Raw genomic sequence first — 21759 nt, forward strand, 5'->3', positions numbered from 1 at the left:
ATAATGTAAGTTAGGAATTAAGTACCTAAGTGTAGCTGCTTTAATGTATAAATTAAGCTGGAAATGGAGGATTTTTTGAAATACTTGGGTGTGATTCCGCAATTAAAATTTATTTAATTATTTAAAAAGGAGAAAATATGTATTCAAGAATGGACAAGTACCACGGACAAAAAGTCCAGCGCTTTTCAATCCGTAAGTATAGTTTTGGAGCAGCGTCAGTAGCTGTGGCAGCCTATATGATGTTTGGTGGGGCAGCGACTGTTCAGGCTCAGGAGCCAGGTACATCAGCTACAGTGACTAGCGAACAGGTTAACTCTGATGCTGGAAATCAAGCAGATTCAACCAAGCCTGTAGCTTCAACTGAAACTTCTACATCAACTGTGGAAGCACAAACAGCTGAGCAACTAGCAACATCAGCTCCTGAGGCAGCACCAGCAGAAACACCAAAAGCTGCAGAAGCACCAACTGAAACACCAAAAGCTGACACAAGCAAGTTGGAAGCAGCTATTGCTCGTTTAGAAGCAGCTTTAGCAAAAGCAGCATCAACTGAAAAAACAGCTTCGGCAATTGAGTCTGCAAAAGCAGCATTAGCAAGTGCAAAAGCTGTAGTTGCAAATGAAGCTGCAACAAAAGAAGAAGTAGCAAAAGCTACATCAGCAGTAAACGGTAAAGCTTTCGTTATTGAAAGTATGCCAAAAGCAACTGCAGACAAGAAAGAAGAAAAAGAAAATAAAAATCAAGATTCACGTAACGGACAAGTGATTCCTGGAAAAGGTGAGAGTGGTTTTAGAGGAGATACAGCAACTAATGATGCAACAGGTACATCTAGTAACGATGCTGCAGCTACTTCTACAACAACCACAGGAACAAGTGATACAATCACACCAACAAATCCAGCGCAACCAACTGCGAAAGATATTATCGGAAGTACAAGTACAGTATCACGAAAAAACTTTACTGGTTGGGATACCTATACAATGCCATTTGGTAGTCACCATGATGGAGAAGGTAATTTAGGTGTTGATACTCCAGAGGAAATAGCAGCTGCTGCAGGCTTAGAGTTTAGAGTGTTTTCTGATCAAAGAGCTGGAACAAGACAAAGTCCTGGACCATCTAACTATACATATTATGGTAAAGAAAATGATGTAAAAGGACGTATAGATTACGGCTTGAAGTTACCAGCAGCAGAAGTTCAAAAACTTATCGAAGAAGCTCCTCTATGGCGTGGAAAACTACGTTATAATAATACTAGAATTTCAAGTTTAGTTCCAGCGACCTACTATGGAAATGGACCTTATGAATATTTACTTTCTAGTATTTATAAACTTGGATATGAACAAGGAATTGATAAAGTATACGTTAAAGATGTAAGTAAACGTATTGAAGTAACAGAAGCTGCTAAAAAGGCTGGTTGGACTGTTTCTGATTTTACAGTATCAAATATGCCTGGGGGATTAGTATATGATAAACAATCGGATAGTATACAAGGTGTTGTAACGCATAGTAGTCCATTTAACTATCAAAAACTAGTGGCGACAGTTACTTTTACTAATACCAAAACTGGAAAAAATGTAAGAATTCCGTTAGATCTACATAGATACGGTGGTACAGCATGGAAAGATGGGACGCCACCTACGTTAGAAATTAACGATGCCGTTAAAGAAGGTAAAGTAGGAGAAGAACTTGTAGTACCAGTAGACTATAGAGATGCTGGAGCTTCCCATGCCGGTGCACCAAATGGTAGAAATTTTCCTTATAGTTTAACGGATGAAAATGGAAATCCTCTTAACCGTACAGCAACGATTAGAGAAACTGTGGGACGTGCAATTCTTGGTGTTTCTGGAGTGAAAATTACTGGAACTACAGGGGCAGGCGCTAGTACTGTTACAGATTTAACAGGGGATGACACTAAAATTCCTGGTGTCGGTTTCACAATTGCCTCAAATGACATGACTGAACGAAATAAAAATGGATTTAAAGGGACACCGACTGAAGCAGGGATTTACCGTGTCTCAATTTATGCACGAGACTATAAAGAAACGAATGCGAATGAAGCATATGCACATGCTACCTTTAAAATTTCACCTGCAGTATCTGTGAAAAATGTACATGCATATGATAAAGAAGTACCAATTACAATTTCAAGAGGTGCTTCAGAAGCTACGATTACATTACCAGATGGCACAAATACAAAAGTTGTTGCAAAAGATGGGAAATGGGTTGTTACAGAAACTACAAATACAGCTGTAAATGTTAATGATGAAATCGGTACAGTTGGCGAAACTTTCAATCTAAAAGTACTTCCAACTGCAACAGCTAAAGCAGCTACGGATAATATTAAGGTAACTGCAAGTAGTGAAAATGTAACAGCAACATTTACAAGAGCAGAAGTAGCTTTAAAAACTAAACTTGGAGAAAATGTAACAGCAACCTTTAATAAATCAACAGGTCGTTGGGATTTACCAGCTGAAATCGCTGAGAAGAAAACAGTTAACAGCGATGAAACGACTACATGGTTAAAACGTGACCTATACGTTGATGTTGATAAAAATGGGGAAACAATATTCAATGTTTATGAATATACTCGTACGTTAGATGCAACAGGCAAAGTGATAGCTGTTAATGATCCTACTCGTACGCTAACAACTTATAATAAAGAAAATGCAGCGAATAGTTCAGCAACTTCAGCAACTGATACTAATAAAGGTATGGTTGTAACTGTTAGATACGATAAAGGTCTAGACAAATGGACTGCTGATGATAACTCTACTGTAACAGCGACAAAAACTGGAGATAAATGGACGATTTCTACTACATCTGGGTTCAATGGAACAGTCGATGTAGTGCAAACAGCAAGTTCTTCAGACAAAGCGTCTGTATTAAATGATGCTCCATCTATTAGCTCCACTTCTTATACTACAGTAAAAGGTGCTACAGTAGACTTAGTGAAACAAAAATCAGCTACAGTAACAATTACAGATAGAGAAGATGATGCGACAACTGCTCCAAATAAAAAGGAAACAACAGTTACAAAAGTAACGTTAACATCTCCTTCAGGAACAGTAACAGAATATAGTAGTGCAGCAGAAGCAGCAGCTGTTAAATTATCAGAAGTTGGTACTTACACAGTTAAAGTTGAAGTAAAAGATAGTAACGGAAATGTCGTTACTGCAGATACTGAAACGGATACTGGAACAAATAAAGGTGCAGACACTGCTGTGAATTCAACTACTTATAAAATTACTGTAAAAGATCAAGAAACAAATAAATTGTATACAGTTGAAGGTGATACTGTAACAAATGATCAGTTGAAAGAAAAAGTAAATCCTACAGCTGTAGACGGCTTTACTCCAACTAAAAATGATATTGCTGATATTCCAACAACAGCTAAAAAAGCAGGTCAAACATTAGAAGTGCCAGCAACAGTAACTTATACAAAAGGAACTGAAACAATCCCTGTAGAAACTAAAGTTGATGTAGTTGTTTTACCAAAAGTAGAACCAACAGGAGTAACAGTTCTTAAAGATAGTACTGGATTAGAAGAAATTGTTAAAGCGAAAGTAGTTGAAGCAGCTAATGCAGTTCCAACTGGCAAATTACCAGCTGGTGTAACTGTAAGAGTTAAAGAAGTTAAAGCAGAAACAGTACCAGCAACAACAGCAACTGGAGAACAAGCACCAGCAATAGCAGTTGTAGAGTATGTAAAAGATGGTAAAGTAGTTGCAAGTAAAGAAGTAGAAGTTCCTGTAACAGTAGTAGGTTCAACACCAAGTAAAATTGTAGTGTTCGAAGGTGAAAAACCAACAGCTGATCAAGCGAAAGCAGCTGTAACACCAGGAACAGATGGAACAAAAGGTGAACCAACAACATTACCAGAAACAGCAGGTAAAGCAGGAGCGACAGACGTTAAAGTAGACGTACCAGTAACATATGACAATGGTAAGTTAACAGAAACAGTAAGTGTTCCAGTAACAGTTTTACCAAAACCAGAAGCTGATGAAATTTTAGTTGCTAAAAACAGTGACAAGGAAAAGGCTAAAGAAAAAGTACTAGCTCAAGCTGAAAAAGCAATTGCTGATGGAACATTTACAGGTAAATTACCTCAAGGAGCAACAGTTACTGTTGATAATACAGTGCCAGTAACAATTCCTGACTTAACAGATGATACTGAAGTAGAAGTAACTGTTAAGTACACAGTTCCTGGACAAGATAAACCATTAACTACAACAGTTAAAGTACCAGTTACAGTAGTTGAAGGTGTACCACAAATCGTACCAGTGGATGAAAGCAACAAACAACCAGATCCAGAAAAGAACATTGATAAGACAGATTATCCAGAAGGATCTACATTTAGATATAAGACTCCAGATGGACAAACATCTCCAATTGATGTAACAACAACTGGAGATAAGAATGTAGTTGTTGAAGTACTTGACCCACAAGGAAACACAATTGTTGAAGTTCCAGCAACTGTACGTGTAGTAGGTAGCACACCACAATTTGTAGTAGCAGATCCAAGTAAACCACAACCAGAAGCGAAAGATAGTGTTACACCAGGAGAATATCCAGATGGTACAACATTTGAATATAAGACACCAGTAGATACAACAACTGCAGGTGAAAAAGATGTGACAGTTGTAGCTAAGCTAAATGGTCAACCAATTACAGAAGTTCCTGCAAAAGTAGTAGTTGTAGATCCTAAGACACAATACGTAGTAGCAGATCCAAGCAAACCACAACCAGATGCATCTAAGAGTATTGATCCAGAACAATACCCAGATGGCACAACATTTGAGTACAAAACTCCAGTAGATACAACTACACCAGGCGAAAAAGATGTAGTTGTCGTTGCAAAAGATGGAGAAGACAAACTTGTTGAAGTACCAACAAAAGTGAAGGTCGTACAAGGAAATCCACAAATCGTTCCAGTGGATGAAGGTAAGAAACAACCATCACCTGAAGATAGTATTGATCCGAATGATTACCCAGATGATGCAACATTTGAGTACAAAGAAGAAGTAGATACATCTACACCAGGTGATAAGAAAGTTACTGTTGTTGTGAAACAAGGGGATAAAGTATTAGTGGAAGTACCATCTACAGTACGTGTAGTAGAAAGTTATCCTAAATATGTACCAGTAGATCCAGCTAAGAAACAGCCAGATCCAAAAGAAAACATTAATCCAAATGATTTCCCAACTGGAACAACATTTGAATATAAAGATAATACTCCAGTAGATACAACAACTCCGGGCGAAAAAGATGTAACAGTTGTAGCGAAGTTAAACGGACAACCAATTACAGAAATTCCAGCGAAAATTGTTGTTGTAGAACCTAAGACACAGTATGTTCCAGTGAATGCTGAAGGTGATAAGAAACCAAAACCACAAGATAGCATTACACCAGATGATTATCCAGAAGATTCAACGTTTGAATATAAGACGCCAGAAGGACAAACAACTCCATATGATGGAACAACACCAGGTGAAAAAGATGTTACTGTAGTCGTGAAAGATCCAGATGGAGATACAATTGTAGAAGTACCTGCGAAGATTAAAGTCGTTCAAGGTAAAGAACAATTAACTCCAGTAAATGCTGAAGATAAAGATAAACCTAAAGCTGAAGATAGTATCACACCAAGTGACTATCCAGAAGGTTCAACATTCGAATACAAAGTTCCAGAAGGACAAACAACTCCATATGATGGAACAACTCCAGGGGATAAACCAGTTACTGTAGTTGTAAAAGATAAAGATGGAAAAGTGTTAGTTGAAGTTCCAGCTACTATTAAAGTAGTTGAAACAAAACCAACACCGATTGAAACACCAGTAACAAACACTCCTTTAACTGAAGACGATTATACAAAAGGAATGAAGATTCCAGAAGGAGCAACTGTTAAGGTCGGCGATCTTCCAGATTTAACAACACCAGGTGAAAAAACACCTGTAAAAGTAACGATCACATTACCAAATGGTAAATCTTATACTGTGGATGTTCCAGTCACTGTTACTCCAGTTAAGGAAATTGAAACACCAGTAACAACCACACCATTAACACCGGACGATTATACTAAAGGAATTAAGATTCCAGAAGGCGGTAAAGTAACGAATGTTGAAAACATTCCAGACTTGACAACTCCAGGTAAGAAGGATCCAGTTAAAGTAACGGTTGAATTACCAAATGGAAAAGTGATTACAGTAGAAGTCCCAGTGAATGTAACGCCAGTTAAGGAAATTGAAACGCCAGTAACGAATACTCCGTTAACGCCAGAGGACTACACTAAAGGCATCAAGATTCCAGAAGGTGGCAAGGTCACAAATGTTGAAAACATTCCAGACTTGACAACTCCAGGTAAGAAGGATCCAGTTAAAGTAACGGTTGAATTACCAAATGGAAAAACAATTACTGTTGACGTTCCAGTTAATGTAACGCCAGTTAAGGAAATTGAAACGCCAGTAACGAATACTCCGTTAACACCGGAGGATTACACTAAAGGCATCAAGATTCCAGAAGGTGGCAAGGTCACAAATGTTGAAAACATTCCAGACTTGACAACTCCAGGTAAGAAAGATCCAGTGAAAGTAACGATTACCTTACCAAATGGAAAAGTAGTTACGGTAGAAGTACCAGTGAATGTAACACCAATTACACCAATTGAAACACCAATAACAAAAGAAAAACTGACTCCAGAGGATGTCCTAAAACAAATTAAGATACCAGAAGGAGCAACAGTTAAAGTAGGAGATCTCCCAGATTTAACAACACCAGGTAAGAAAGATCCAGTGAAAGTAACAATTACATTACCAAATGGAAAAATTGTTACGGTAGAAGTACCGGTGAATGTAACACCTATTGAGGATATTGTTAAAAAACAAGGGGATCCAATTACTGCTGAGGATGTTGAAAAACACATTCCAAAAGGAGTAAAAGTTATCTCAATTGGAGATAAACCAACAACTGATATACCAGGTGAAAGACCAAGTATTCCAGTTGTGATTGAATTACCAAATGGAATTCGAGTAACGATGAACATTCCAGTAATCGTAACACCGAAAGTAACACCTGTAGTAGTTCAAGTAGGAACACCAGTTACGCCAGAAGATGTTCAGAAACATATTGAATTACCAAATGGATGGAAGGTAACAAAAGTAGGAGAAATTCCAACAACAACTACACCAGGAACAAAACCAGTCGTTCCAGTAGAGATTGAATTACCAGATGGTCGTAAGATTACTGTCGATGTACCAGTCATCGTTACGCCAACCGTAAGACAAATTGTTGTACCACAAGGAACACCAATCACACCAGACGATGTGAAAGGGCATATCGATCTTCCAAAAGAACCAGGATGGGAAATTATTGAAGTAGGAGAAATCCCAACAACAATTCCTGCTGGAGTGAAACCAAGCGTTAAAGTGAAGATTAAAGTTCCAACTGGAGAAATTATTGAAGTAGAGGTACCAATTATCGTAACACCGACAGTAACTCCTATTGTAGTGGAAGTTGGAACACCAATTACGAAAGAGGATGTTATTAAGAAAGTAGGTTTACCAGAAGGATGGGAAATTGTTGAAGTAGGAGAAATTCCAACAACAGAAACACCAGGAACAAAACCAGTTGTTAAAGTGAAAATCAAATTACCAGATGGTCGAATTATTACAGTGGAAGTTCCTGTAACAGTAACACCTAAATCACAAAATGGTGGAGGAGTCATTTCTCAAAATGGCGATTCAACTGTTCAGATTGTAACGGAATATCTTGATGAAAATGGTAACCGAATTACTTCAGATAAAGAAGGAAAACACAATCCAATAGAGTTGGAAGGATATGAATTTAGTCATTCAACAACGGATGCTAAAGGAAATACACTACATCACTATAAGAAAGTGAAAAAACCAATCAATCAAGAGACTCCTACAAGTCCAGAAAAACCAGTAGCTACTCCAGTTCAGACAAGTTCTACAGATTCTAAACAAGTAGCCGTTGAAACAACCGTAGCCAATGACAAGAAGGAATTACCAAATACTGGTACAGAAGATAAGGCTGGTCTAGCTAGTCTTGGACTTCTTGGAATGTTGAGTGCATTCGGACTTGTAGCTCGTAAGAAAAAAGAAGACTAAAAACTCATAGTTTTTGAGAAGATGATTCGTCATCTTCTTTTTTTATTTTGGTCTTTTTACTTGCGTAAAAAATTGTTTTTTAGTATAATAGTTTATTGTGAGCGAACCTCACTTACCCCTTGCAAAGTCTTGGGGTCATTAGACCAAAAGGAGGAACATATCAATGGCTAAATACGAAATTCTTTATATCATTCGTCCAAACATTGAAGAAGAAGCTAAAAACGCTTTGGTAGCACGTTTTGACTCTATTTTGACTGACAACGGTGCAACTGTTGTTGAATCAAAAACTTGGGAAAAACGTCGTCTTGCATACGAAATCCAAGATTTCCGTGAAGGACTTTACCACATCGTTAACGTTGAAGCAAACGACGATGCAGCTCTTAAAGAGTTTGACCGTCTTTCAAAAATCAACGCTGACATTCTTCGTCACATGATCGTCAAAACTGACGCGTAAGAAGGTAAACTATGATTAACAATGTTGTACTTGTAGGGCGTATGACACGTGACGCTGAGTTGCGTTATACCCCATCAAATGTAGCAGTTGCGACTTTTACTCTTGCAGTAAACCGTACATTTAAGAGTCAAAATGGCGAACGTGAGGCTGATTTTATCAATGTCGTTATGTGGCGTCAACAGGCTGAAAACCTTGCTAACTGGGCTAAAAAAGGCTCACTTATCGGGGTGACTGGTCGTATCCAGACTCGTAGTTACGATAATCAGCAAGGACAACGTGTCTACGTGACAGAGGTCGTGGCTGAGAATTTCCAAATGTTGGAAAGCCGTAGCGTGCGTGAAGGTCATACAGGTGGAGCTTACTCTGCACCAACTGCAAACTATTCAGCACCTACAAATTCAGTACCAGACTTTTCACGTGATGAAAATCCATTTGGAGCAACAAATCCATTGGATATTTCAGATGATGATTTACCATTCTAATGGACAACTAAAATTATAAAGGAGAAAAAACATGGCTCAACAACGTCGTGGCGGATTCAAACGCCGTAAAAAAGTTGATTACATCGCAGCAAACAAAATTGAATATGTTGATTACAAAGATACTGAGCTTCTTAGCCGTTTCGTTTCAGAACGTGGGAAAATCCTTCCTCGTCGTGTAACAGGAACTTCAGCTAAAAACCAACGTAAAGTAACAACAGCTATCAAACGCGCTCGCGTAATGGCTTTGATGCCTTTCGTAAACGAAGATTAAAAAAGAGGTCCGGGTGGACCTCTTTTTCAGACCCGGTTGGGTCTTTTTTTCACGAGCCTTGAAATGAGAGAGCAAGTTGGATCCAGTGGACCTTTTTTTCACGAGATAGTTTTTTTCTGACCTTGGCGTGCTATAATGGTAATAGAAAGAGTAAAGGTGGGTAAGTCAAAGATGAATTGTACGATTAGAAATATGATTAAGTCTGATATTGAATCCTTATCTCATGGATTTATGAATCAAGGTTGGCCTGGTAGAGAGGAAATTTTGGCTAGATATTTTCTGGAACAGGAAAGTGGGGAGAGAGAAGTCTTAGTTGCAGAGATTGATGGTGCTGTAGCGGGCTACGTTACCATTTTGCCCTCTGCTAAACATGGTCCTTTTGCAGAAGTCTATCCAGAATTATCAGATTTTAATGTGTTTGAGCCTTTTCGAAATCAAGGGATTGGGAATCAACTGCTAGAAGAAGCAGAAAAACGAGTCAAGTTTGTTTCGAGTAAGGTCACTCTTGGTGTGGGTTTGCACTTAGGCTATGGCCCTGCCCAGAGATTGTATATCAGACGGGGCTACATTCCAGATGGGACAGGTGTCTGGTATCGAAATCAACCCTTGGAAATGAATGCAACTAGCCAAAATAATGATGATTTGGTTTTGTATCTAGTAAAGGAATTCGGATAAGAGACAAGGATTTTATTGGGGATATGGGATTTAGCTACTTTATGGTATAATGGAAAGAGTTAGATTGAAAGAGGTAGTGAGATGGATGCCAAATTAAGATACAAGGCAAAGAAGATCAAGATTGTCTTTTTTGATATTGATGATACATTGCGGAATTCAAAGACAGGTTTTATTCCAGCTTCAATCCCAACTGTTTTTAAGCAATTACGTGAGAAAGGAATTTTGACAGGTATTGCTTCTGGACGAGGGATTTTTGGTGTCGTTCCAGAGATTCGTGATCTCAAGCCTGACTTTTTTGTAACTTTGAATGGGGCTTATATCGAAGATAAAAAAGGTCAGATTATTTATCAACATCAGATTGAGAAGTTAGATGTTGAGGAGTATATCTCTTGGGCCAAGCAAGAGGGAATTGAGTATGGCTTGGTTGGGAGTCATGATGCCAAATTGTCGACTCGCACCGATATGATTAGTGAGGCAATCAATCCAATTTATCCCGATTTAGATGTAGATCCTGATTTTCATGAAAAAGAAGATATCTATCAAATGTGGACTTTTGAAGATAAGGGAGATGACTTGCACTTGCCTGATAGTCTCTCAGACAAACTTCGCATGGTTCGTTGGCATGAGCATTCGTCTGATATTGTGCCGATTTCAGGCTCCAAAGCGACGGGTGTGGAAAAGGTTGTGGAACACCTTGGCTTGAAACCAGCGAACGTCATGGTTTTTGGAGATGGCCTCAACGACTTGGAACTCTTTGATTATGCTGGAATCAGCGTTGCAATGGGAATTTCTCATGATAAAATCAAAGAAAAAGCAGATTATATTACAAAAACACTAGAAGAAGATGGCATTTTTGATGCCTTAGAAGGATTTGGTATGGTAGAAAAAGAATTGCATTTCCCACAAGTAGACATTGAAACAGTAGAAGGTCCTATCGCGACTATTAAGACCAATCACGGAGACTTGCGTATCAAGCTTTTCCCTGAACATGCTCCTAAAACAGTGGCTAACTTTGTAGCTCTTTCAAAAGATGGTTACTATGATGGTGTCATTTTCCATCGTATTATCAAGGACTTTATGATTCAAGGTGGAGACCCAACTGGAACTGGTATGGGTGGCGAGTCAATCTACGGCGAATCTTTTGAGGATGAATTTTCAGAAGAACTTTACAATATCCGTGGTGCCCTTTCCATGGCTAATGCTGGTCCAAATACCAACGGCAGCCAGTTCTTTATCGTCCAAAATCAACATTTGCCTTATTCTAAGAAAGAAATTGCTCGTGGTGGTTGGCCAGAACCGATTGCGGAAATCTATGCCAACCAAGGTGGAACTCCTCACTTAGACCGCCGTCACACTGTATTTGGTCAGCTAGCTGATGAAGTTTCTTACGCTGTCTTGGATGCCATTGCTTCTGTTGAGACAGGAGCTATGGACAAGCCAGTTGAAGATGTTGTGATTGAAACAATTGAAATCGAGGACTAAGATGAAAATCGGTGATAAGCTAAAGGGGCGTATTACAGGGATTCAGCCCTACGGTGCCTTTGTTGAGCTAGAGACGGGTGATACGGGGCTGATTCACATTTCAGAAATTCGGACAGGCTTTATTGAAAATATTCATGAAGCCTTGAAAGTCGATGAAGAGGTTCAAGTTCAAGTAGTGGATTTAGATGAATTTACAGGGAAAGCCAGCCTTTCTATCCGCACTTTGGAGGAAGAAAAGCACCAGTTTCCGAGACGGCGACGCTTTTCAAGCGACCGTTTTAACTACGGCTTTGCTCCTCTTAAACGAATGATGCCAATTTGGACCAAGGAAGCCCTTCAACATTTGAAGAATCAGAAGAACTAGTTAGAAATCTCTATCTTTTGTAATGTTAACATAAATTTGCTATAATAAGACCATGGAAGAAGAACAATTATTAAAATCAGGAGAGCGCATTAACCAGCTCTTTTCGACAGATATTAAAATCATTCAAAATAGAGAGGTTTTTAGCTATTCGGTGGATAGTGTTCTCTTGTCACGCTTTCCACGTTTCCCTAAGAAGGGATTGATTGTGGATTTCTGTGCTGGGAATGGAGCAGTAGGGCTTTTTGCCAGCACTCGTACCCAGGCACAGATTTTGGCTGTTGAGATTCAGGAGCGTTTGGCGGATATGGCTGAACGCTCTGTCCGTTTGAATGGTTTGGAAGAGCAGATGGAGGTCATCTGTGATGATTTGAAAAATATGCCTGCTTACATTCAGGGAAGTAAGGTAGATATGATTTTGTGTAATCCGCCCTATTTCAAGGTAGATCCTCATTCCAATCTGAACGAGAGTGAACATTATCTCTTGGCGCGCCATGAAATTACGACTAATTTGGAAGAAATCTGTCGTAGTGCCCAGAGTATTCTCAAATCCAATGGACGCTTGGCCATGGTTCATCGTCCTGATCGACTTCTGGATATTTTGGATACGTTACAACAGCATAATCTAGCTCCTAAGCGCCTGCAATTTGTTTATCCAAAAAGAGAAAAGGAAGCAAATATGCTCTTGATTGAGGCCATCAAGGATGGTTCAACAAGTGGCTTTAAGGTCTTACCACCTCTCATTGTTCACAATGATGATGGCTCTTATACGCCGGAACTCGAAGAGATTTATTATGGATCATAAGGCTTATATGTATGTGCTGGAGTGTCGTGACGGATCCTACTATACAGGCTATACGACTGATGTAAAAAGACGTCTCGCTGTCCACAATAGTGGGAAGGGAGCCAAATACACACGAGCACGCTTGCCAGTCAAACTCATCTATGCTCAAGGTTTTGCCAGTAAGGAAGAAGCTATGTCGGCTGAAGCCCTTCTCAAGCGTAAGAAGAGGCCACAGAAGGAAAGATTTTTATCTGAAAATCAAGATAGAAATTTGCTCATACTCAATGAAAATCAAAGATCAAACTAGGAAGCTAGCCGTAGTCAGTACTTGAGTACGGCAAGGCGAAGCTGACGTGGTTTGAAGAGATTTTCGAAGAGTATTAGTTATTTTGAAGAATTGTGAGGAGCCCTTTGACTCCTCTTACTTTTGTCAAAAAGCGAAAAAAATGCTACAATAAAGAGAATAAACAAAATGAGGTATTATCATGTCTAAGATTCTAGTATTTGGTCATCAAAATCCAGACTCAGATGCCATCGGGTCATCTGTAGCCTTTACCTACCTTGCAAAAGAAGCTTACGGTTTGGATACGGAAGCTGTTGCCCTTGGAACTCCAAATGAAGAAACAGCCTTTGTCTTGAACTATTTTGGTGTGGAAGCACCGCGTGTTATCACTTCTGCTAAAGCAGAAGGCGCAGAGCAAGTTATCTTGACTGACCACAATGAATTCCAACAATCTGTATCAGATATCGCTGAAGTAGAAGTTTATGGTGTTGTGGACCACCACCGTGTGGCTAACTTTGAAACTGCAAGCCCACTTTACATGCGTTTGGAGCCAGTTGGTTCAGCGTCTTCAATCGTTTACCGTATGTTCAAAGAACATGGTGTAGCTGTGCCTAAAGAGATTGCTGGTTTGATGCTTTCAGGTTTGATTTCAGATACCCTTCTTTTGAAATCACCAACAACACACCCAACAGATAAAGTTATTGCTCCAGAATTGGCTGAATTGGCTGGTGTCAACTTGGAAGAATATGGCTTGGCTATGTTGAAAGCTGGTACAAACTTGGCTAGCAAATCTGCTGAAGAATTGATTGACATCGATGCTAAAACTTTTGAATTGAACGGAAATAATGTCCGTGTTGCTCAAGTAAACACAGTTGACATCGCTGAAGTTTTAGAACGTCAAGCAGAAATTGAAGCTGCAATGCAAGCTGCCAACGAAGCAAACGGTTATTCTGACTTTGTCTTGATGATTACAGATATCGTCAACTCAAACTCAGAAATCCTAGCACTTGGTGCTAACATGGACAAGGTTGAAGCAGCCTTCAACTTCAAACTTGAAAACAATCATGCTTTCCTTGATGGTGCTGTTTCACGTAAGAAACAAGTGGTACCTCAATTGACTGAAAGCTTTAATGCTTAAGATTTTGAGTGTTAATTCAAATTAGGAAAGGCTAGTTTGCCTTATATCGAAAGGAGTTTCGGCTCCTTTTTTTTCTAGGAGTGAAGCATGTTAGAAACTGGTGATTTGATTTTTGTGAGAGATGAGTCGGACATGGGGCAAGCCATCCAAACTTCCACAGGCAACTATAGCCATGTTGCCATTTATTTGGATGGGATGATTTACCACGCTAGTGGACAGGCTGGTGTGATTTGTCAAGAACCAGCAGACTTCTTTGAGTCCAATCACTTGTACGACCTCTATGTTTACCCAGAAATGGATATCCAGTCTGTGAAGGAAAAAGCTTGCAAACATCTAGGAGCACCCTACAATACTTCTTTCTATCCAGATGGAGAAGGTTTTTACTGTTCCCAGTACATGGCAGAAATTCTCCCCATTTTTGAAACCATTCCCATGAAATTTGGAGATGGGGAGCAGGAGATTAGTGATTTTTGGAGAGAGTATTACAGAGAACTAGGTCTGCCTGTTCCTCTGAACCAAGCTGGGACCAATCCTAGTCAGTTGGCAGCATCGCCTCTGTTAGAATGTAAAGAAAGGAATCTTCATGATTCAGATTTTTAATCCATCTCGTTTGACGAGACAGCCATTTTTTAGAGAATTGATCTGCTATCTGGACCAGCATGAGGATGTGATTTTGCGAGAAATTAAGGCTCAATTTCCAGATGTTGCAGTTGATAAACTCATGGAAGAGTATATAAAGGTAGGTTTGATTCTACGAGAAAATAAGCGTTATTACCTTAATCTTCCTATGCTTGAATCACTCGATAGTCTCGAATTGGATCAAGAGATTTTTGTCAGAGAAGATAGTCCAGTCTATCAAGCCTTGTTAGAGCAGAGTTTTGAGACGGAATTACGAAATCAAACCAATGCAGCTATTTTAGTTGAAAAGACAGACTTTGCGCGGACTAAAATGACCCTTTCCAATTATTTCTACAAGGTCAAACATCAGTATCCTTTGACAGAAAAACAGCAGGAACTCTATGACATTTTGGGAGATGTTAATCCTGAGTATGCTCTCAAATATATGACAACTTTTTTGCTAAAATTTCTCAAAAAAGATCAACTTATGCAGAAACGCCGTGATATCTTTGTGGACAGTTTAGTTGTCCTAGGTTATATTGTTCAAAATGAAGATGGAAAGTATGAGTTGGCTATCGATTTTGATAAGGACAGATTAACTTTCTACTTGGCCTAATTCCTTTTTTCTGAGCACATTGTTTGACTTTCCGTAGTATTCGGTATAAACTATATGTAACCGGTAACACATATCGGAATAAAATTAAAGGAGAAAATTATATGTCACTTGAAAACAAATTGGAACAAGCAACAGGCGCTATCAAAGAAGGATTTGGTAAAGTTACTGGAGATGGCAAGACTGAAGCAGAAGGCGCTGTAGAAAAGACAGTTGCTAAGGCAAAAGAAGTAGTTGAAGATGCTAAAGGTGCTGTAGAAGGTGCCGTTGAAGGTTTGAAAAACGCTTTTAAATAAAGATAAAAAAATCAAGGGTTTCATTTCCCTTGATTTTTTACTATCTTATAAATAATTTTCTGCGATGGCTGCATCTCCTGGATAGGCTTCTTTCTTGCCTTGAACGATTTGGTAGCAATCGGCACCCTTACCGGCGATAATAACTGCATCTAATTCGTGATTTGTGATAGCCATAGCTGCCTTGATGGCTTCTTGGCGATCCGCAATTTTTTCAACAGGATGATTGATGTAACTCCTAATTTCATCTGCAATGGCCATTGGGTCTTCATAGTTAGGGTCATCAGCAGTCAAAAAGACTTGAATCTCAGGGTGTTGATTGAGGAGAAGTCCAAAGTCCTTACGACGACTTTCTCCCTTATTTCCTGTCGAACCTAACACCAGAGCAATCTTTCCTGTTTGATGAGTCTCTACAACATTGATGAGTTTTTTGAGACTGTCACCATTGTGGGCGTAGTCGATGAAAACCTTGGCTCCGTTTTTCTGAGTGAGGACTTCCATACGACCAGGAACACGGGTTGCAGCGATTCCTTTTTTGATGTCCTCAAGACTAGCTCCGAGACGGAGGCAAGCAAGTCCAGCAGCAACGGCATTTTCTTGGTTAAAGTGGCCAATGAGTTGAATATCATAATCTCCAGCGAGTTTACCCGTAGCTGAAAAGCTAAAGGCTTTGGAATTCTCGATTTGGTTATCAGACTGGCTGCCGTAGAAATCATGGTCTTGATCTTCTACTTGTTCTTTCAAGACAGAAAAGTGATCCATGTCACTATTAATGATGACTGCTCGGCTATTTTCCATCAAGAGACGTTTGTGGTAGAAGTAGTCTTCAAAGCTAGGGTGTTCAATCGGGCCGATATGGTCGGGGCTGATATTGAGGAAAACTCCCACATCAAAGGTTAGACCATAGACACGTTTGACCAGATAGGCCTGACTGGAGACCTCCATGATGAGGTGAGTACGGTCATTTTGCACAGCTTGATTCATCATGTCAAAGAGGTCAATACTCTCAGGGGTTGTCAATGCAGACTTAAAGAAAGTCTTGCCATCTAGAGTTGTATTCATGGTCGAGAGCATAGCAGGTCGATGCCCTTGAGATAAAATGTTATAGGCGAAGTAGGCTGCTGTTGTTTTACCCTTAGTACCAGTAAAGGCAAGGAGTTTGAGTTTTTTCTGTGGATTGCCATAAAATTCCATAGCTACCAAACTCATGGCTTTCTTGATATCACTGACGATAATAGCAGGAATACCAACCTCATAATCTTTTTCAGCCACATACCAACCGAGGCCTTGAGAGATGGCAGAAATCAGGAATTCCTTCTTAAAGGCAGCACCCTTGACGAAAAAGAGGCTCTTCTCTTTGGCCTTGCGGCTATCATAGCAGATGGTGTCAAATATGACATGGCTGTAGTTGTAGTGATAATGTCCTTGGTCGATAATCTCACGGAAGAGATCATCTTTCTTTAAAATATCTAATACGGTTTCAATCTTAATCATACTTTCTATTGTAAACCGAAAGTCGTAAATTTACAAGTAACAAGGAAAAGTTTATAATGGAAGATGAGGAATTTTTCCTAGTTATTAAAATTAAATGAGGAATCTATGTCTAACGAAAACAATCACCAGCAGGCCCAGATGTTACGAGGGACTGCTTGGCTAACGGCTAGTAACTTTATCAGTCGTCTACTCGGGGCTATTTATATTATCCCTTGGTATATCTGGATGGGGTCTTATGCGGCTACAGCAAATGGTCTCTTCACCATGGGCTATAATATCTATGCCTGGTTCTTGCTGGTTTCAACAGCGGGTATCCCAGTTGCAGTGGCTAAGCAAGTGGCCAAGTATAATACCATGCGAGAAGAAGAGCATAGCTTTGCCCTGATTCGGAGCTTTTTAGGCTTTATGACAGGATTAGGTCTGGTTTTTGCTTTAGTCTTGTATGTCTTTGCTCCTTGGCTAGCAGATTTGTCAGGTGTAGGGAAAGACCTGATCCCAATCATGCAGAGCTTGGCTTGGGCGGTCTTGATTTTCCCATCTATGAGTGTGATTCGAGGCTTCTTCCAAGGGATGAATAACCTGAAACCTTATGCCATGAGCCAAATCGCTGAGCAGGTCATTCGTGTTATCTGGATGCTCTTAGCTACCTTTATGATTATGAAAATGGGTTCAGGGGATTATCTAGCAGCGGTTACCCAATCCACCTTTGCTGCCTTTGTCGGTATGGTAGCCAGTTTTGCAGTTTTGATTTATTTCCTTGCCAAAGAAGGCTTACTCAAAAGAGTCCTTGAAACAGGAGATAAGATTAATAGTAAGCGTCTTTTGGTTGATACCATTAAGGAAGCCATTCCTTTTATCCTGACAGGGTCTGCTATCCAGCTTTTCCAGATTTTGGACCAGATGACCTTTATCAATAGTATGAGTTGGTTTACCAACTATAGTAATGAAGACTTGGTTGTCATGTTTTCTTATTTCTCTGCCAATCCTAATAAAATCACTATGATTTTGATTTCTGTTGGGGTTTCGATTGGGAGTGTCGGTTTGCCGCTTTTGACTGAAAACTATGTCAAGGGAGACTTGAAGGCAGCTTCTCGGCTAGTTCAGGACAGCATTACCATGCTTTTCTTATTCTTGCTGCCAGCAACGATTGGAGTGGTTATGGTAGGAGAACCTCTCTATACTGTCTTCTATGGTAAGCCAGATAGTTTGGCCATGGGCTTGTTTGTCTTTGCAGTTTTGCAGTCTACCATTTTAGGTTTGTACATGGTCTTGTCTCCCATGCTTCAAGCCATGTTCCGCAATCGCAAGGCAGTTCTCTATTTTATCTATGGTTCCATTGCAAAGCTGGTCTTGCAACTTCCAACCATCGCTCTCTTCCACAGTTATGGACCTTTGATTTCAACAACCATTGGTCTCATTATTCCTAATGTTTTGATGTATCGGGATATTTGTAAAGTAACTGGTGTTAAGCGCAAGGTGATTTTGAAGCGAACCATTTTAATCAGTTTGTTAACTCTTTTCATGTTTCTAGTAGTTGGGACATTGCAGTGGATTTTAGGATTTGTTTTCCAACCAAGTGGACGTTTGTGGAGTTTCCTATACGTAGCTCTTGTCGGTGCCATGGGTGGGGGTGTTTATGGAGTTATGAGTCTTCGTACCCGTCTATTAGACAAGGTGATTGGACAAGCCCAAGCTAATCGCCTAAGAGCAAAATTAAGAATTTCTCAATAATTTTTTATAAATAAAAGGGATAATTTGAACATTTCTATCATGGAATGCTTAAATTATTCTCTTTTTTATTATTTTGTAGAATAATTTCTATAGTTTGTAGATGTAATGATTAATTTTTTCAAAAAATCTATTGACTAAATAAAACATGAGTTGTATAATAAGACAAATATTTAAATCAGGAGGTTCTGGAGATGAAAAAGTCTAAAGCCAAGTATGCAACGCTTGCAGGTATCGTTTTAAGTGCAGGTATTTTATTAAGCGCGTGTGGAAATTCTAGCACAGGGTCAAAAACATATAACTATGTTTATTCTAGCGATCCGTCAAGTTTTAACTATCTAGCAGAAAACCGTGCGACAACTAATGATATTATCACTAATCTGGTAGATGGTCTTATGGAAAATGACCAGTATGGGAACTATATTCCATCCTTGGCAGAGGATTGGAGTGTTTCTCAAGACGGTTTGACCTATACCTATAAACTGCGTAAAGATGCTAAATGGTATACTGCAGATGGAGATGAATATGCTCCTGTAACTGCTCAAGATTTTATAACTGGTCTTAAGTATGCAGCTGATAAAAAATCAGAAGCCTTGTACCTAGTTCAAGACTCTGTTGCTGGTTTGGATGACTATATCAACGGGAAAACAACTGACTTTTCAACTGTAGGTGTTAAGGCGATTGATGACCAAACTGTTCAATATACCTTGACACGACCAGAATCTTACTGGAATTCAAAAACAACATCAACCATTCTCTTCCCTGTTAACGCTGATTTCTTGAAATCAAAAGGTGATGATTTTGGGAAGGTAGACCCATCTAGCATATTGTACAATGGACCGTTCTTGATGAAATCCTTTGTTTCAAAATCTGTTATTGAATTCAAGAAAAATCCGAACTACTGGGATGCTAAAAATGTCTTTGTAGATGATGTGAAATTGGCCTATTATGATGGTAGTGACCAAGATGCACTAGCTCGTAACTTTGTCGAGGGAGCTTATAGCTACGCTCGTCTCTATCCAAATAGTTCAAGCTTTGAAGGGATTAAAGAAAAGAATAAGGATAATATCATCTATAGCTTGCAAGATGCCACTTCTTATTTCTTAAACTTTAACCTGGATAGAAAATCTTATAAATTCACTTCTAAGACAAGTGATGCTGAAAAGAAATCGACTCAGGAAGCGGTTCTTAATAAAAACTTCCGTCAAGCCATTAACTTTGCCTATGACCGTACAGCTTACGGGGCTCAATCCCAAGGAGAGGATGGTGCAACTAAGATTTTGCGTAACCTAGTCGTTCCTCCAAACTTCGTAAGTATCAATGGCAAAGACTTTGGTGAAGTAGTAGCCTCTAAGATGGTTAATTACGGTAAGGAATGGCAAGGAATTAACTTTGCAGATGCCCAAGATCCATACTACAATCCTGACAAAGCCAAGGCTAAATTTGCTGAAGCTAAGAAAGAACTCCAAGCTAAAGGAGTTCAATTCCCTATCCACTTAGATAAAACTGTAGATTTGACCAATAAGGCAGAAATTCAAGGAATCAATTCCATGAAACAATCAATTGAATCTGTCTTGGGGGCAGATAATGTTGTGATTGATGTTCACCAACTCTCTACTGAAGACTTTGATAATACAAGCTATTTAGCTCAGACTGCAGCTCAGAAGGATTATGATCTTTACAACGGTGGCTGGAGCGCAGACTATCAAGATCCATCAAGCTACCTTGATATTTTTAATATTAATTCTGGTGGAGTGTTGCAAAATCTAGGTTTAGAACCAGGTGAAGCCAATGATAAGGCCAAGGCTGTTGGGCTAGATGTCTATACTCAAATGTTGGAAGAAGCCAATAAGGAGCAAGATCCAGCTAAACGTTATGAAAAATATGCAGATGCCCAAGCTTGGTTAGTAGATAGCTCTCTAGCAATTCCAAATGTTTCACTGGGTGGAACACCAACATTGAGAAAAATCGTTCCTTTCTCAACACCATATTCATTGGCTGGTAATAAAGGGGTTGAATCATATAAATACCTCAAATTACAAGATAAGACAGTTACAAAAGACGAATATGAAAAAGCCAAAGAAAAATGGTTGAAAGAAAAAGAAGAATCTAATAAAAAGGCCCAAGAAGAATTAGCAAAACATGTGAAATAGGGATTTTTCAAGAAAAACGATGGTTTCGAAGGAAACTGTCGTTTTTTAATAGAATGATGGCAAATTTGGAAGAAAAGTGCTTACATTTTTTAATTGGTTTATTAAATTTATGTTATAATGAATATAACAAAAACGTGAGAAACTATTTTCGAAAGTCTCTTCCAGCGTTAATGGAAGTATGCACATGCTAGGGTAATGTTATAGGAGGGATGCTATCTACTGTAAAAGTAAGATAAAACGCAACAAATGATAAGTCCTTCTTTTATACGAAGAGTGCTTATCTGCCTATTTACTAATAGTTATGGAGGTAAGGTCATGGGCGCTATTATGGAGTTTGCAACAGAAAAACAGATTGAATCATTTCTTTCAACTTGCCACATTGAAGGGCAAAAGAATTTTCTGATGGCTTTCAAGAAAAAGACATGGCTGAAATCCTTTATTGATTTTTTCGTTATAGGTGGTTCCTACTACGTTCAGTCGAGTGTGAAGCCTAAGATTCTGGCATTCACACCAAAGGGTATCTACTTGATGGACATCAGTGATGTAACTGAAAATCGTTCTAATCAAGTCGTAGAGATACCTTGGAATGATGTTAAAGATTTTACTTATCAAACAGTCTTGAATACAGTTAGGCTGAACTGGAACTATAAAAATGAATCCTTTATTTTTTCTGTGGATGTCGGTCAGATTAGTCAGCATGTGGGCCAATATCAATTTAACAAAGAGCATTATGACTATTTAGCCCAACACGATTTCTTTCAGTCAAAGTAAACTCTAGCAATCATCGTCACAAAAGAATCTGGAAGCTTT

General features: G+C 39.1%; 17 protein-coding genes. 16 read left to right on the forward strand and 1 reads right to left on the reverse strand.

Annotated features, from left to right (window positions below; all coding sequences use genetic code 11):
* The first annotated feature begins 137 nt into the window (after positions 1–137).
* The 13 genes from O3599_RS05855 (at position 138) to O3599_RS05915 (ending at position 15577) form a co-directional block, all read left to right on the forward strand.
* On the forward strand, positions 138–8120 hold the full coding sequence (locus tag O3599_RS05855) for a Rib/alpha-like domain-containing protein (RefSeq protein WP_371512249.1): 7983 nt from the start codon (positions 138–140) through the stop codon (positions 8118–8120).
* A 163-nt stretch (positions 8121–8283) separates the two neighbouring features.
* On the forward strand, positions 8284–8574 hold the full coding sequence (gene rpsF / locus O3599_RS05860; protein WP_001151786.1) for a 30S ribosomal protein S6: 291 nt from the start codon (positions 8284–8286) through the stop codon (positions 8572–8574).
* 11 nt (positions 8575–8585) lie between these two features.
* The gene (gene ssbA, locus O3599_RS05865; protein WP_000609606.1) at positions 8586–9056 is read left to right on the forward strand and encodes a single-stranded DNA-binding protein SsbA; all 471 of its coding nucleotides are present in this window, start codon (positions 8586–8588) and stop codon (positions 9054–9056) included.
* A 31-nt stretch (positions 9057–9087) separates the two neighbouring features.
* Complete coding sequence (gene rpsR / locus O3599_RS05870; protein ID WP_000068664.1) at positions 9088–9327, forward strand: 30S ribosomal protein S18; 240 nt, start codon at positions 9088–9090, stop codon at positions 9325–9327.
* 171 nt (positions 9328–9498) lie between these two features.
* Positions 9499–10002 carry a GNAT family N-acetyltransferase gene (locus O3599_RS05875; protein ID WP_004244450.1) on the forward strand — a complete coding sequence of 168 codons (504 nt, stop codon included), beginning with the start codon at positions 9499–9501 and terminating at the stop codon, positions 10000–10002.
* Positions 10003–10083: 81 nt separating this feature from the next.
* The gene (locus O3599_RS05880) at positions 10084–11484 is read left to right on the forward strand and encodes a bifunctional Cof-type HAD-IIB family hydrolase/peptidylprolyl isomerase (RefSeq protein WP_247939050.1); all 1401 of its coding nucleotides are present in this window, start codon (positions 10084–10086) and stop codon (positions 11482–11484) included.
* A 1-nt stretch (position 11485) separates the two neighbouring features.
* The gene (locus O3599_RS05885) at positions 11486–11848 is read left to right on the forward strand and encodes a S1 RNA-binding domain-containing protein (RefSeq protein WP_000689592.1); all 363 of its coding nucleotides are present in this window, start codon (positions 11486–11488) and stop codon (positions 11846–11848) included.
* 52 nt (positions 11849–11900) lie between these two features.
* Positions 11901–12650 carry a tRNA1(Val) (adenine(37)-N6)-methyltransferase gene (locus O3599_RS05890; RefSeq protein WP_049516424.1) on the forward strand — a complete coding sequence of 250 codons (750 nt, stop codon included), beginning with the start codon at positions 11901–11903 and terminating at the stop codon, positions 12648–12650.
* Positions 12640–12936 (forward strand): GIY-YIG nuclease family protein, encoded by a 297-nt coding sequence (locus O3599_RS05895; RefSeq protein WP_371512253.1) that lies wholly within the window; start codon positions 12640–12642, stop codon positions 12934–12936. The genes O3599_RS05890 and O3599_RS05895 overlap by 11 nt, the downstream gene beginning before the upstream one ends.
* Before the next feature lie 178 nt (positions 12937–13114).
* Positions 13115–14050 carry a manganese-dependent inorganic pyrophosphatase gene (locus O3599_RS05900; protein WP_371512255.1) on the forward strand — a complete coding sequence of 312 codons (936 nt, stop codon included), beginning with the start codon at positions 13115–13117 and terminating at the stop codon, positions 14048–14050.
* 87 nt (positions 14051–14137) lie between these two features.
* Positions 14138–14650, forward strand: coding sequence for a YiiX/YebB-like N1pC/P60 family cysteine hydrolase (locus tag O3599_RS05905; protein WP_371512257.1), 513 nt, complete (start codon positions 14138–14140; stop codon positions 14648–14650).
* Positions 14634–15284 carry a DUF1803 domain-containing protein gene (locus tag O3599_RS05910; protein ID WP_371512259.1) on the forward strand — a complete coding sequence of 217 codons (651 nt, stop codon included), beginning with the start codon at positions 14634–14636 and terminating at the stop codon, positions 15282–15284. The genes O3599_RS05905 and O3599_RS05910 overlap by 17 nt, the downstream gene beginning before the upstream one ends.
* 101 nt (positions 15285–15385) lie before the next feature.
* Complete coding sequence (locus O3599_RS05915) at positions 15386–15577, forward strand: CsbD family protein (protein ID WP_000051182.1); 192 nt, start codon at positions 15386–15388, stop codon at positions 15575–15577.
* A gap of 45 nt (positions 15578–15622) precedes the next feature.
* On the opposite strand, the gene O3599_RS05920 is transcribed toward O3599_RS05915, so the two are convergent.
* A complete protein-coding gene (locus O3599_RS05920) occupies positions 15623–17068 on the reverse strand; it encodes a UDP-N-acetylmuramoyl-L-alanyl-D-glutamate--L-lysine ligase (protein WP_371512261.1) in 1446 nt (481 codons plus the stop codon).
* A 105-nt stretch (positions 17069–17173) separates the two neighbouring features.
* Between O3599_RS05920 and O3599_RS05925 the strand changes: the two genes are divergently transcribed.
* The 3 genes from O3599_RS05925 to O3599_RS05935 all read left to right on the forward strand — a co-directional run bounded on the left by O3599_RS05925 (position 17174) and on the right by O3599_RS05935 (position 21720).
* Entirely contained in the window at positions 17174–18799 is a 1626-nt protein-coding gene (locus O3599_RS05925) for an oligosaccharide flippase family protein (RefSeq protein WP_371512263.1), read from the forward strand.
* Between the two features lie 191 nt (positions 18800–18990).
* The gene (locus O3599_RS05930; protein ID WP_212573969.1) at positions 18991–20949 is read left to right on the forward strand and encodes a peptide ABC transporter substrate-binding protein; all 1959 of its coding nucleotides are present in this window, start codon (positions 18991–18993) and stop codon (positions 20947–20949) included.
* A 315-nt stretch (positions 20950–21264) separates the two neighbouring features.
* Positions 21265–21720, forward strand: coding sequence for a hypothetical protein (locus O3599_RS05935; protein ID WP_371512265.1), 456 nt, complete (start codon positions 21265–21267; stop codon positions 21718–21720).
* Positions 21721–21759: the final 39 nt, after the last annotated feature.

This window comes from Streptococcus sp. 27098_8_103, assembly GCF_041432345.1.
GTDB classification, from domain to species: Bacteria; Bacillota; Bacilli; order Lactobacillales; family Streptococcaceae; genus Streptococcus; species Streptococcus mitis_BV.

Excerpts from the sequence above, each read along its gene's own strand:
- O3599_RS05900 (WP_371512255.1), top strand. The coding sequence starts at position 13,115 with ATGTCTAAGATTCTAGTATTTGGTCATCAAAATCCAGACTCAGATGCC.
- O3599_RS05930 (WP_212573969.1), top strand. The coding sequence starts at position 18,991 with ATGAAAAAGTCTAAAGCCAAGTATGCAACGCTTGCAGGTATCGTTTTA.
- ssbA (WP_000609606.1), top strand. The coding sequence starts at position 8,586 with ATGATTAACAATGTTGTACTTGTAGGGCGTATGACACGTGACGCTGAG.
- O3599_RS05890 (WP_049516424.1), top strand. The coding sequence starts at position 11,901 with ATGGAAGAAGAACAATTATTAAAATCAGGAGAGCGCATTAACCAGCTC.
- O3599_RS05935 (WP_371512265.1), top strand. The coding sequence starts at position 21,265 with ATGGGCGCTATTATGGAGTTTGCAACAGAAAAACAGATTGAATCATTT.
- O3599_RS05875 (WP_004244450.1), top strand. The coding sequence starts at position 9,499 with ATGAATTGTACGATTAGAAATATGATTAAGTCTGATATTGAATCCTTA.
- O3599_RS05925 (WP_371512263.1), top strand. The coding sequence starts at position 17,174 with ATGTCTAACGAAAACAATCACCAGCAGGCCCAGATGTTACGAGGGACT.
- O3599_RS05880 (WP_247939050.1), top strand. The coding sequence starts at position 10,084 with ATGGATGCCAAATTAAGATACAAGGCAAAGAAGATCAAGATTGTCTTT.
- O3599_RS05905 (WP_371512257.1), top strand. The coding sequence starts at position 14,138 with ATGTTAGAAACTGGTGATTTGATTTTTGTGAGAGATGAGTCGGACATG.
- O3599_RS05920 (WP_371512261.1), bottom strand. The coding sequence starts at position 17,068 with ATGATTAAGATTGAAACCGTATTAGATATTTTAAAGAAAGATGATCTC.
- O3599_RS05915 (WP_000051182.1), top strand. The coding sequence starts at position 15,386 with ATGTCACTTGAAAACAAATTGGAACAAGCAACAGGCGCTATCAAAGAA.
- O3599_RS05910 (WP_371512259.1), top strand. The coding sequence starts at position 14,634 with ATGATTCAGATTTTTAATCCATCTCGTTTGACGAGACAGCCATTTTTT.
- O3599_RS05895 (WP_371512253.1), top strand. The coding sequence starts at position 12,640 with ATGGATCATAAGGCTTATATGTATGTGCTGGAGTGTCGTGACGGATCC.
- rpsR (WP_000068664.1), top strand. The coding sequence starts at position 9,088 with ATGGCTCAACAACGTCGTGGCGGATTCAAACGCCGTAAAAAAGTTGAT.
- rpsF (WP_001151786.1), top strand. The coding sequence starts at position 8,284 with ATGGCTAAATACGAAATTCTTTATATCATTCGTCCAAACATTGAAGAA.
- O3599_RS05885 (WP_000689592.1), top strand. The coding sequence starts at position 11,486 with ATGAAAATCGGTGATAAGCTAAAGGGGCGTATTACAGGGATTCAGCCC.
- O3599_RS05855 (WP_371512249.1), top strand. The coding sequence starts at position 138 with ATGTATTCAAGAATGGACAAGTACCACGGACAAAAAGTCCAGCGCTTT.